Annotated in this window: 13 protein-coding genes; 2 read left to right on the top strand and 11 right to left on the bottom strand. The window is 45.1% G+C overall.

All coding sequences use genetic code 11. The features are described 5' to 3' along the window. Positions 1–3 precede the first annotated feature (3 nt). The 11 genes from JQC93_RS19265 to rpmH all read right to left on the bottom strand — a co-directional run bounded on the left by JQC93_RS19265 (position 4) and on the right by rpmH (position 9,489). Positions 4–393, bottom strand: coding sequence for a F0F1 ATP synthase subunit I (locus JQC93_RS19265; RefSeq protein WP_084884482.1), 390 nt, complete (start codon positions 391–393; stop codon positions 4–6). Between the two features lie 171 nt (positions 394–564). Beyond that, a complete protein-coding gene (locus JQC93_RS19260; RefSeq protein ID WP_205159964.1) occupies positions 565–1,455 on the bottom strand; it encodes a ParB/RepB/Spo0J family partition protein in 891 nt (296 codons plus the stop codon). 24 nt (positions 1,456–1,479) lie between these two features. Next, positions 1,480–2,256, bottom strand: coding sequence for a ParA family protein (locus JQC93_RS19255; RefSeq protein WP_205159963.1), 777 nt, complete (start codon positions 2,254–2,256; stop codon positions 1,480–1,482). A gap of 19 nt (positions 2,257–2,275) precedes the next feature. Next, positions 2,276–2,902 (bottom strand): 16S rRNA (guanine(527)-N(7))-methyltransferase RsmG, encoded by a 627-nt coding sequence (gene rsmG / locus JQC93_RS19250; protein WP_205159962.1) that lies wholly within the window; start codon positions 2,900–2,902, stop codon positions 2,276–2,278. Continuing rightward, positions 2,902–4,797 (bottom strand): tRNA uridine-5-carboxymethylaminomethyl(34) synthesis enzyme MnmG, encoded by a 1,896-nt coding sequence (gene mnmG, locus JQC93_RS19245; protein WP_205159961.1) that lies wholly within the window; start codon positions 4,795–4,797, stop codon positions 2,902–2,904. The genes rsmG and mnmG overlap by 1 nt, the downstream gene beginning before the upstream one ends. A 417-nt stretch (positions 4,798–5,214) precedes the next feature. Beyond that, entirely contained in the window at positions 5,215–5,649 is a 435-nt protein-coding gene (mioC, locus tag JQC93_RS19240) for an FMN-binding protein MioC (protein WP_205159960.1), read from the bottom strand. 5 nt (positions 5,650–5,654) lie between these two features. Beyond that, the gene (gene mnmE, locus JQC93_RS19235; protein WP_205159959.1) at positions 5,655–7,016 is read right to left on the bottom strand and encodes a tRNA uridine-5-carboxymethylaminomethyl(34) synthesis GTPase MnmE; all 1,362 of its coding nucleotides are present in this window, start codon (positions 7,014–7,016) and stop codon (positions 5,655–5,657) included. Between the two features lie 117 nt (positions 7,017–7,133). Further along, the gene (gene yidC, locus JQC93_RS19230) at positions 7,134–8,759 is read right to left on the bottom strand and encodes a membrane protein insertase YidC (protein WP_205159958.1); all 1,626 of its coding nucleotides are present in this window, start codon (positions 8,757–8,759) and stop codon (positions 7,134–7,136) included. 2 nt (positions 8,760–8,761) lie between these two features. Continuing rightward, on the bottom strand, positions 8,762–9,019 hold the full coding sequence (gene yidD / locus JQC93_RS19225; RefSeq protein WP_084884468.1) for a membrane protein insertion efficiency factor YidD: 258 nt from the start codon (positions 9,017–9,019) through the stop codon (positions 8,762–8,764). Next, entirely contained in the window at positions 8,986–9,342 is a 357-nt protein-coding gene (gene rnpA / locus JQC93_RS19220) for a ribonuclease P protein component (RefSeq protein WP_205159957.1), read from the bottom strand. Before rnpA ends, yidD begins: the two co-directional genes overlap by 34 nt. A 12-nt stretch (positions 9,343–9,354) precedes the next feature. Beyond that, a complete protein-coding gene (rpmH, locus tag JQC93_RS19215; protein ID WP_009600312.1) occupies positions 9,355–9,489 on the bottom strand; it encodes a 50S ribosomal protein L34 in 135 nt (44 codons plus the stop codon). Positions 9,490–9,996: 507 nt separating this feature from the next. Here rpmH and dnaA point away from each other — a divergent pair. Together dnaA and dnaN are read left to right on the top strand one after the other, a co-directional pair. Beyond that, positions 9,997–11,406 (top strand): chromosomal replication initiator protein DnaA, encoded by a 1,410-nt coding sequence (gene dnaA / locus JQC93_RS19210; RefSeq protein WP_084884465.1) that lies wholly within the window; start codon positions 9,997–9,999, stop codon positions 11,404–11,406. A gap of 72 nt (positions 11,407–11,478) precedes the next feature. Then, complete coding sequence (dnaN, locus tag JQC93_RS19205; protein ID WP_205159956.1) at positions 11,479–12,579, top strand: DNA polymerase III subunit beta; 1,101 nt, start codon at positions 11,479–11,481, stop codon at positions 12,577–12,579. Positions 12,580–12,588: the final 9 nt, after the last annotated feature.

The raw sequence follows: 12,588 nt of genomic DNA, 5'->3' as shown, positions 1-12,588 counted from the left end.
GTCCTATTTGTTATTGTTAATGAAAAATACTGGCGCAAAGATATGAATCCCTAGAACCAGCAAATAGGTTAGTGTGAGTGGAACGAGTTCCACATCGGTATACACGAGGACAACAGAAAACAGAGCGACGGTGATGAGAATTTTAAGAACCTCACCGGTGTAGAAAAGTGCTGCAACTAATTTAGCCGCTCGTGCACCAACAAATAGGAAGGCACACAACGAAAACACCATATTTGCGGTCACAATAATTGCGCCACCAATAAAGGATGCAATCGCCCACTCTACACTGACCGACAATGCCATGCCTGCAGCCACAAAAATAACCGCTGCTATCTCAATCGTTATCAATCGCTTTGCAAGCGTTCGTCCCGGTTTAGCTAGAGCCGCTACCATGTATTCTTACCTCTTAAACGCAATTTAATAAAGAACGTCATACCGTTAAATTACGTTAGAAAAAATTATACGAAGTGTTACGCCGAGTCGCAATATCAACTCGACACAATCCGTCTGTTTCACAACACTAAACACTATGCGTGTGACACAGCGCAATATTTTTGATTTAAATCAATTATCGTGCGTACTTTGCAACTTTTTAATCAAGCTTTCAAGCGATTCTTTGTCGTCCACGGTGATCAGAAGTTTTGCACTGCCATCTGCACCTGAGTTGATTGTCACTTTAGCGTCAAATTGCTGGGAAAGAGTGTGACACCATGTGTCAGATTGTGGGTGTGGTGGAACGATCATCGCAGGCTCTGGCGGATTAAGATGCTTTTTGACCAGTTGCTCTGTCTGCCTAACGGTTAATTTTTTGTTAGACACCTGCTCAGCAACATTAACTTGCTGTTCACCTTCTAGCGCAAGTAATGCTCGTGCATGTCCCATGTCGAGCATTTTTCGTTCAACTAATTGCTTCACCTCTAATTCAAGTTGATTAAGACGCAGTAGGTTGCTGACCGTAGCTCTAGACTTGCCAATCACTTCTGCTACTTGATGGTGAGATAATTCGAACTCAGTTTGCAAGCGTTCTAATGCCTGCGCTTCTTCGATGGCATTGAGATCTTCTCGTTGAATATTTTCAATAAGTGCCATGGCAATAGCCGCTCTATCTTGAACGTTTTTCACCAAGCAAGGGACGTGACTCAGGCCGGCTTTGCGAGCAGCACGCCAACGGCGTTCACCAGCAATAATTTCGTAGCGCTGTTCGCCTACGCGGCGTACAACGATAGGTTGGATAATACCTTGAGATTGAATGGAGGATGCCAATTCTTCAAGAGCATCGCTTTGCATGTCTTTTCGCGGTTGATATACCCCTGGCTGTAATTGGGATATCACCAACTCCTGCAATTCGCCGTCATGTGTCTTCGTTTCTGGCTGTTGACTGGCTTTAGATTCACGCGCGAGTGCGCTGGTTGCAAGTAAGGCGTCTAACCCCTTACCTAAGCCCCTTTTCGACATGGGATTTCCTTTATTTTTAGATTTTTATGCGACCACTTCTTCTTCACGTCTAAGCATTTCTCCAGCAAGTGCTAGATAGGCCTTAGCTCCGGCTGAATATTTGTCGTAATACATCGCAGGTTTACCGTGGCTGGGCGCCTCGGCTAAGCGAACATTCCTAGGAATAACAGTTCGATATACTTTGCTGCCAAAATGCTGCTTAAGTTGCTCAGACACTTCATTTGAAAGACGATTGCGCGGGTCATACATGGTGCGCAATATACCTTCAATTTTAAGCTTATCGTTAACGACTGCTGCCAGTTTGCTGATGGTGTCCATAAGTGCCGTTAAGCCTTCCAGTGCAAAATATTCACATTGCATTGGCACCAATACAGAGTCAGACGCCGCCATTGCATTGATGGTTAACAAGTTTAATGAAGGCGGACAATCGATAAAAATATAGTCGTATTGATCTTTTACCGCTGAGAGGGCGTTTTTAAGGCGAACTTCTCGGGCAAACACTTCCATAAGTTTGATTTCTGCGGCAGTCACGTCACCATTGGCACCGATAAGATCATACCCTCCAGTAGGTGAAGGGCATACAACACTGGCAAATGGCGTTTCTTCGACCAATAGGTCGTAGGCGGTGAACTCAATTGAATACTTGTCGACACCGCTGGCCATTGTTGCGTTGCCTTGTGGGTCGAGGTCTATTACCAACACTTTGCGTTTTGTGGCGGCCATTGACGCGGCCAAATTCACACAGGTCGTGGTTTTCCCCACGCCCCCTTTCTGATTGGCAATCGAAATTATTCTGCCCACGGTTTAAACCTCGTCCTTTTTATTTGCGACTTAAGATTACAAGATGTCGCTCACCTTCCAACTTAGGAACTGCTAAAGCTTTGATTGAGATCACACTGCACCATTCAGGAAGCTCAGATTGCTCTTGATCACTTACCTGTCCCTTAAGGGCATAAAATACCCCATTTTCGGATGGTAAATGGTGACACCACTCAACCATATCACGCATTGAGGCAAATGCTCGACTTAGAACGCCGTCAAATCCTTGTTCAGAATGATACTCTTCCACTCGACTTTGTATAGCATCGACATTGGTGATCCCAATTTCGTGTAAAACTTGCTTAATAAATCGGATGCGTTTACCTAAACTATCTAACAGTACAAACGATTTGTCAGGATTCATGATCGCCAATGGAACCCCAGGGAGTCCTGGACCTGTACCTACATCGATAAATCGACTACCAGTAAGCTCAGGACTCACCACGATACTGTCCATAATGTGTTTAACCAGCATCTCTTGTGGATCACGTACCGACGTTAAGTTGTAGGCTTTATTCCACTTGTTTAGCAACTCGACATAACCGACAAGTTTGGCTTGCTGCTCGGCCGAGACCTCTAAACTGGACTCACTAATTAATTGTTCAAGCTGACTGGCTAATTGACTCATTAAGCAACCTCACCCTTTTTTAGCATGCCTTGTTTCTTTAGGTAAACCAATACGATCGATATTGCTGCTGGAGTAACTCCAGGAATACGTGATGCAATGCCTACAGTTTCAGGTTTGGCATCCGTCAGTTTTGCCATGACTTCATTCGATAGACCTTTGACTTGCGTATAATCGAAGGTCATTGGAATCGGCGTATTTTCATGACGAAGCGATTTCTCAATCTCATCTTGCTGGCGCTTTATGTAGCCTTCATATTTCACTTGAATCTCGACTTGTTCGGCAGCGTCCGTATCGGATAATGCTGGCGCGAACGCATCGAGGTTGGTCAATTTTTGATACGTCAACTCAGGGCGGCGCAATAGATCTTCACCACTTGCTTCACGAATCATTGGTGTTTTCAACAGTTCATTGAGTGCTTCAACACCTTCCGATTTAGGGTTGACCCATGTTTCTTTGAGTCGTTGACGTTCTTTGTCGACGTTATCCATTTTTTGATTAAATCGATCCCATCGTAGATCATCAATCAAACCTAATTCTCGAGCTTGTTCAGTCAGGCGAATATCGGCGTTGTCTTCACGCAATAACAATCGATACTCTGCGCGAGAGGTAAACATTCGGTAAGGCTCTTTGGTTCCCATGGTTGAAAGGTCATCTATCAACACACCAGCATAGGCTTGATCGCGTCTTGGAGCCCAACCTTCTTTGTCTTGGCTGTACAAGCTGGCGTTAAGACCTGCCATTAACCCTTGCGCTGCCGCTTCTTCGTACCCCGTTGTACCATTAATTTGACCTGCAAAGAACAATCCATGCATGTGCTTGGTTTCGTATGTTTTCTTGAGATCTCGGGGATCAAAAAAATCATACTCTATCGCGTACCCAGGTCGAACGATGTGCGCATTTTCAAACCCTTTCATCGAACGTACAATATTGACCTGAACATCGAACGGCAAGCTAGTAGAAATTCCGTTAGGGTACAGCTCATGCGTATCAAGACCTTCAGGCTCTACAAATATCTGATGACTATTTTTGTCGGCAAAACGCATCACTTTGTCTTCAATAGACGGACAGTAGCGAGGTCCAATTCCCTCAATCACTCCAGAATACATTGGAGAGCGATCCAGATTATTGCGGATCACTTCATGAGTTGATTCGTTAGTATGAGTGATGAAGCAAGGGATCTGTCTTGGGTGTTGCGTCCGATTTCCCATGAAAGAGAACACTGGCGTAGGGTCATCACCGTGTTGTACTTCTAATACTGAAAAATCAACACTGCGAGCATCAATACGAGGTGGTGTACCTGTTTTTAGACGATCCACTCTAAAGGGAAGTTCTCGTAATCGGTTCGCCAATGCGATTGACGGTGGATCTCCGGCGCGGCCACCTGATGAGCTTTCCATGCCAATATGGATCTTTCCACCTAAAAATGTACCAACGGTAAGAACCACCGCTTTGGCGTAAAACTTGATTCCCATTTGAGTAACAGCGCCAATCACTCGATCATTGTCAACGATCAGGTCATCAACCGATTGCTGAAACAACGTTAGATTCGGTGCGTTTTCTAATGCATGACGCACGAAGGCTTTATAGAGAGCTCTATCTGCTTGAGCTCGCGTAGCGCGCACTGCAGGGCCTTTTGACGCGTTTAACGTTCTAAACTGGATACCGGCATGATCGATGGCTTGTGCCATTAATCCGCCCATGGCGTCCACTTCTTTGACTAAATGGCCCTTACCGATCCCACCGATGGCAGGGTTACATGACATTTGTCCTAAAGTATCAATGTTATGCGTAAGAAGCAGTGTTTTTTGACCTGTGCGGGCTGACGCTAGTGCGGCTTCCGTTCCAGCATGGCCACCACCAACAACGATCACATCAAATTTTTCATGGTATTGCATGAATCACCTCAGGCAGTCGAGCAAGCTCATATTGAATAAATGGGGGAGCGTATTCTACCTGTTTTGGTCGAAACAGAGAATCCTTATTTTCACTTAGGATCTTAACTATATTATTTAAGATCTCTATATAGATCTTTTATTAGATCTATTATTAAGGGAGCCATTTTCTGTGGATAACTCAAAAATGATCAATAAGATCATGGATCAAAAAAAGATCTAAGCTGTGCTGATCCCTTGATCTTGATCCCGATAAGCTGGGATCAACTTCTGTAGTTATTCACAATAGGAGTAATTAAAAAAACTAGTACAGTGGATAAACTCAGGATTTTAACCGGATAACTCTAGTTTTATACACAATAGATCGAAAAAAATCGGCCTATTTGTGACCGATTTTTTTCATTAAGATGCCGTGAATAGTTAAAAAAGGTCTGCGTGAGACTCAAACCACTCACTCACTGCGTCCTCAGGTACTGGGTATTGCTGAACATCGATGCAGACGAGTTCGCTTAGAGCCGTTCCACCGATGTCTTCCAATAAATGATGGGCGTGTTTTCCTGCCGCGCAGAAAGTATCATAGCTAGAATCACCGACTGCGATTGTTATGTAGCGTACTTCACTCATTCTTGGAGGCGTATCTTGTAGCGCGCGAATAAAAGGCTGAATGTTATCAGGGTAGTCTCCCGCTCCATGAGTGGATGTAACTATCACCCAAGTACCACTTGCTGGGATCGCGTTGAGATCTGGCTCGGTATGAAGCGTGCTTGTGATCCCTTTTTCAGTCAGTAAATCGGCGAGGTGTTCAGCAACATACTCGGTGCCGCCTAGCGTACTACCAATGATTATTTCAGTCATTGCGCTTATTTTCCTATACAAAAAGATGAGAATATTCGGCCAAGCAGATCATCAGAGCTGAATTCGCCGGTGATTTCATTGAGATATTGTTGAGTAATTCTAAGCTCTTCAGCCAGAATTTCGCCTGCCATGTAGGACTCTAATTGAGTTTGACCAATGTGGAGATGCTGCGCAGCGTTATCGAGTGCGTCGAGGTGGCGACGTCTTGCCAAGAAGCCCCCTTCGTTGCTGCCACTGTAGCCCATGCACTGTTTTAAGTGCTCTTTAAGATCGGTAACACCTTGTCCTGATTTTGCCGACAACCTGATCAGTGTAGGATCGTTGACGTGGCAAATACCTATTTGCTCATCGGTTTGATCGCATTTATTGCGGATCACTGTTATGCCTAAGCTGCTTGGTAGTCTATCGGAAAATTCAGGCCAAATATCTTGCGGTGCCGTTGCCGTAGTCGTCGTACCGTCTACCATGAATAAGACGCGATCCGCTTGCTCAATTTCTTCCCATGCGCGCTCTATTCCAATACGTTCAACTTCGTCAGTGGCTTCACGTAACCCCGCAGTATCGATGATGTGTAAAGGCATGCCATCTATGTGTATGTGCTCTCTGAGAACGTCCCGGGTCGTGCCTGCAATATCTGTGACGATGGCAGTGTCTTTACCGGATAGGGCGTTGAGCAAACTGGATTTACCCGCGTTTGGTCGTCCTGCGATAACCACCTTCATGCCTTCACGAATGATGGCACCTTGCTTCGCTTCATTTCGTACCGCGTCTAACTGCGACACTATGGTGTCTATATCTGCACTGACTTTACCATCGGCTAGAAAATCGATCTCTTCTTCAGGAAAGTCGATGGCTGCTTCAACATAAATCCGTAAGTGAATAAGCGATTCTACGAGTTGATGAATTTTGTTAGAAAACTCGCCTTGGAGAGAGTTAAGTGCCGACTTTGCAGCGTGCTCAGAGCTTGCATCAATCAGATCGGCGATAGCTTCGGCTTGCGTGAGATCCATTTTATCATTGAGAAACGCACGCTCTGTAAACTCACCTGGGTTGGCAATACGGATATCGTCGATTTCTAGAATTCGTTTGATGAGCATGTCCATGACAACAGGCCCACCATGGCCTTGCAGTTCGAGCACATCCTCTCCCGTGAACGAGTTTGGATTTGGAAAATAGAGGGCAATACCTTGGTCAATCTGGCTACCATCGGATGCTAAGAACGGCAGATATTCTGCACGTCTTGGTGCGATAGATTTCCCCAGAACAAGCTTCGCCACTTGATCGGCTTTTGAACCAGATACACGAATGATCCCAACACCCCCTCGGCCTGGTGCAGTCGCTTGTGCGATGATCGTTTCGGTTGTCATAGTATCTCTCTTATTTCGTTGATGACCATGGGAGTGTGTCCCAGTTGAAATTGTAAACAGTTCCATTAAAAAAGGCGACCATTGGCCGCCTTTGTTTTTTGCACTGTCAGCTAAACCTTATTTGGCTTTGCTGTGTAAGCCTTTCTTCTCGAGCGAACGATAGATCAGTGATTGCTGAATAAGGGTTACGATGTTTGATACCAACCAGTATAGAACCAGACCCGATGGGAACCACAGGAAGAAGAACGTAAACATAACCGGCATAAAGGTCATGATCTTCTGCTGCATTGGGTCAGTCACTGTTGTTGGGCTCATCTTCTGGATCAAGAACATACTTGCACCCATTAGCAGTGGCAAGATGTAGTATGGGTCTTGCGCTGACAAGTCGTGAATCCAACCAAAGAATGGAGAGTGACGTAGCTCAACCGACTCCATAAGTGCCCAGTAGAGTGCGATGAAAATAGGCATCTGTAGAATGAGAGGTAAACAACCACCTAGTGGGTTCACTTTCTCTTTCTTATACAGTTCCATCATTTCTTGGCTCATGCGCTGACGATCATCGCCAATGCGCTCACGCATTTCTGTCAGCTTAGGCTGAAGCATGCGCATTTTCGCCATTGAGGTGTACTGTGCTTTGGTTAGTGGGTACATCGCACCACGTACGATGAAGGTCAATACAATTATGGCTAGACCCCAGTTGATTACCACACTTTGAATCATAGACAGAAGCCAATGAAGTGGTTTAGCAATGAACCATAGCCAGCCGTAGTCAACAACGAGGTCTAAATGAGACGCTGTTGCAGCCATTTGGTCTTGCAATTTAGGGCCAATCCAAAGCGTCGATTTAATGACTGCTGAGTCACCGGTTGCAATCGTTGTGTTAGGCATACGAACACCGATGTCACCAACATTACCTATAACACGAGTGTATAGAGACGTACCTGGTTGCTCGCGAGGGATCCAAGCTGTTGCGAAGTAGTGCTGGATCATCGCAGCCCAACCTTGACCGTTAGGTAGCTGAATCGACAGGTTGCGATCTTGCATATCGTCAAAGCTGTATTTTACGTATCGCTTATCTTCAGACGAGTAGGCACCGCCGCGATAAGTCGGCATCGTGATGCTGCCACCAGCGTCTTGCAAGCTTTGACGTAAATGAGCATACATACCAAAGGTGGCGTTGTTGCCTGAGTTGTTGGCAACAGTGTATTCAACGTCTACAGCGTAGTTGTCACGCTTAAACACAAATGTTTTGGTGTAGTCGATGCCATTGGCGCTGTAAGTCATTGGAACGCGAAGTTCATCGTCACCGTCTGCGAGGTTAAATTCGTCAGCTTGCACGGCATAGACTGGACGAGACGTGTTGCTAAGGTCAATACCTTGAGGACCGACTAAGCCACTTTGAGCAATGAACTGGTGACCTTGGATATTTTCAAGAAGAACAAAGCGTTCATCTGAATCAAGCTCATTAGCGTATTGATTTAATTCTGCGTAAACGACATCACCACCATTACTATCGATGTGTAGAGTCAACACATCGGTATTTACGGTAATCAATTTACTTGATACCGCATTTTCTGGTGCTGGATCCAAACTATCGTTGGAATACGTTGGGGCTGGCAAGGCCGTATCGGTCGTGGCCGGGTTTGTCGCTACTGGCGGGTTCTTATATTGCTGCCATTGTTGAAATAGCAAAAATGAAACGAACGCTAGAGCGATAAACAGGATATTACGTTGTGTACCCATCGTTATTTATCTCTATCAGTATGGTTTTTGGGAGGTACGGGATCGTAGCCGCCATCGTTTAAAGGGTGGCATTTTAATAGACGTTTGCCAGATAACCAACAACCTTTTACAAATCCATGCACTTTTAATGCTTCTATGGCGTATCGAGAGCAGGTTGGGTGGAATCGACAACGAGGTCCAATAAGGGGGCTAATCCCCAGTCGGTATAGATAAACTAAGCCAATGGCTAACCACGCGAGGGGCGAGACAGTCTTTGCCATAGTTTTTCAAATAATTTAAATAACTCGTCATTAGAAAGGCTTGCAGCGCTCTTTTTGGCGATAACTACAAAGTCTTTTTGAGGTAATTGGTGTTGATTTAAGCGAAAACTCTCTCTTGCAAGACGCTTGAAGCGATTGCGACCTGGAGCAGTTTTTATTTGTTTCTTAGGAACAGCTAAACCGAGACGAGGGTGTGAAAGGGTGTTCTTGCGAGCGATTATGGTCAGATGCGGGGAACCAGCGCGGTGCGCTTTCTCAAAAACTCTTTGGTAATGCTCGGGAGTTAAGAGTCTTAACTCCCGATTAAAGTCGTACGAATTCAAAATAAATCGCGATTATTTTGAAAGACGCGCACGGCCTTTTGCACGACGTGCATTGATTACTTTACGACCGTTCTTAGTCGCCATGCGAGCACGGAAACCGTGGCTGCGCTTACGCTTTAGAACTGAAGGTTGAAAAGTGCGTTTCATGGTTATTACCTTTACTGATCAGTAGTTTTCAGGTTTTGCCCAAACCCGACGTGGGAACTTATGTTCTTCTATAAAGAAGTACGGTATCCGACGTCTCTCAACAAAAGAGGCGGAATTGTAATCACTGACCCGTCTTGAGTCAACAACTGGATTTGGGAAATTCCGGTCGGCGGATTATACGCTTTGTGATATAAATCTCAAGGATCTTTCGCGATCGCATTTTAGACACAGCTAAAACGTGACCTATACACACCTTGTTTCGATTATTTTCATTTTGGGGACAACTTAATAATAGCGGGAATAACCTGAGTATAAACTGGGGAGTGAAAACGTTTAATGTGGGTAATTTTGTGTATATCCATGACGATCGTTGTAAAACTCAGGCGGAAACTGTTAATAACTTAGATCTTATTCACTGATCTGACGATCTATTAGTGGCGATCTTGATAGAGTGGGGGTAAAATCCTTTCTCTTATATTTTTGTTGATCTTAGCGGGTAGGGTTCCGGTGTCGTCGTCATTATGGATGCAATGTTTGCAGCAGTTACAGGAAGAACTGCCTGCAACCGAATTCAACATGTGGGTTAAGCCGCTACAAGCGGAGTTAGATGGAAATACATTAACCTTGTTTGCTCCAAACCGTTTTGTGTTGGACTGGGTTCGCGAACGCTATTTAAATCGCATCAACCGTCTACTTAACGAATTTTGTGGTAACGATATCCCTGGACTGCGTTTTGAAGTAGGCAATAAGCCTGCAAGTAGCGCAGCAAAGCCGGTTGCCCAGCGTACAGCGGCAGAAGTCGTTGCTGCTTCGTCAGCTCCTGCTCAATTACAAGCTAATCAAGCACCTAATCAGACTTGGAACAATAGCGACCTTGATGTAACGGATATTTCTCACCGTTCTAACGTCAATATGAAGCACAAGTTTAACAACTTTGTTGAGGGTAAATCCAACCAACTTGGATTGGCTGCAGCGCGTCAAGTTGCTGATAACCCTGGTGCGGCTTACAATCCGCTATTTCTATACGGCGGAACAGGCCTAGGTAAGACTCACTTGTTGCACGCCGTGGGCAATGCCATCGTCGACAACAACCCTAATGCCAAAGTCATTTATATGCATTCTGAGCGATTTGTCCAAGATATGGTCAAAGCGCTTCAAAACAATGCGATTGAAGAATTTAAACGCTACTACCGCAGTGTAGATGCACTGCTGATTGATGATATTCAATTTTTTGCCAATAAAGAACGTTCTCAAGAAGAATTTTTCCATACGTTTAATGCACTACTGGAAGGCAATCAGCAGATCATCTTGACCTCGGATCGATACCCGAAAGAGATAAATGGGGTAGAGGATCGACTTAAATCTCGATTTGGATGGGGCTTAACCGTTGCGATCGAGCCGCCAGAGCTCGAAACTCGCGTCGCGATTTTAATGAAAAAGGCCGAAGATCACCAAATTCATCTTGCTGATGAAGTCGCCTTCTTTATTGCAAAACGTCTTCGTTCTAATGTTCGTGAGTTGGAAGGGGCGCTTAACCGTGTTATTGCCAATGCCAATTTTACTGGACGACCAATTACCATTGATTTTGTTCGTGAAGCTCTGCGTGACTTGCTGGCGTTGCAAGAGAAGCTTGTTACCATCGACAATATTCAAAAGACCGTTGCTGAGTACTACAAAATTAAAGTGGCGGATCTGTTATCAAAACGTCGCTCTCGTTCTGTAGCTCGTCCTCGTCAGTTGGCGATGGCATTAGCAAAAGAGCTCACTAACCACAGTTTGCCAGAGATTGGTGATGCTTTTGGTGGCCGTGACCATACCACTGTGTTGCATGCATGCCGAAAAATCGAGCAGCTGCGTGAAGAAAGTCACGACATTAAAGAAGATTACTCGAATTTGATGCGTACCTTGTCATCATAGGCACTTATTCTCATAGTGTGCCAACGCACACCGTTTAATTTATTCGGCTCATTGTCTCGGAAGACATTTATCATGCGATTTACTATACCTCGTCAAACATTACTTAAGCCACTTCAGCAAGTGTCAGGCTCATTAGGTGGCCGACCTACTTTGCCCATTCTTGGGAATTTGCTGTTAAAAGTCGATCAAGGCACTTTATCCATGACAGCAACTGACTTGGAAGTGGAATTGATAGCCAATGTGACTTTAGAAGGCGACTTCGAACCTGGCAGTGTGACGGTTCCTGCGCGTAAGTTTCTTGATATTTGTCGAGCATTGCCAGACAGCGCTGAGATCACTTTTAGTTTAGACGCAGAACGCGCCCTAGTGCGCTCAGGACGCAGCCGATTTACATTGGCTACATTGCCCGCCATGGACTTCCCAAACATCGAAGACTGGCAAAGTGATATTGAGTTGACCCTAACTCAAGCGGACCTTAAGGGGTTAATTGATAAGACTCAGTTTTCAATGGCGAATCAAGACGTTCGCTATTTTTTGAACGGAATGCTGTTTGAGTTTGACGGTAATATTGTTCGCAGTGTCGCCACCGATGGTCACCGTATGGCAGTTGCAAAAACAGAAGTAAGTGCTAACTTAACTCAACAGCAAGTGATTGTGCCGCGTAAAGGCGTGCTTGAGTTAGCGAAGTTATTGGATCAGCCGGATCAGTCGGTCACGCTACAAATAGGCAGTGCCAATATTCGTGCTAAGGTGAATGCGTTTACCTTTACCTCAAAATTAGTGGATGGCCGCTTCCCAGACTATCGTCGAGTATTGCCAAGTAATACCGACAAAACGTTAGTAGCGGACTGTGAATTACTCCGACAATTGTTTATGCGTGTTGCCATCTTGTCGAATGAAAAGTTTCGCGGTGTGAGAGCCAATTTTGGTGGCGAAGAAATGCGTGTGACCGCAAACAATCCAGAGCAAGAAGAAGCCGAAGAAGTACTTGATGTTAACTACCAAGGTGACGCTCTGGAGATCGGTTTTAACGTCAGTTATGTGCTTGATGTGCTTAACACATTGCGCTGTGATTCGGTGCGCTTCTCAATGAGTGACGCCAACGCCAGTGCATTGGTCGAAAATGTTGATGATGACAGCGCAATGTACGTTGTTATGCCAATTCGTTTATAGGCGTTTTAC

It is taken from the genome of Vibrio ulleungensis, from assembly GCF_016900875.1.
In the GTDB taxonomy this organism is placed as follows: Bacteria; Pseudomonadota; Gammaproteobacteria; order Enterobacterales; family Vibrionaceae; genus Vibrio; species Vibrio ulleungensis.
Note: the sequence above shows the minus strand (reverse complement) of the source record. Positions and strands in the feature narration are given on the sequence as shown.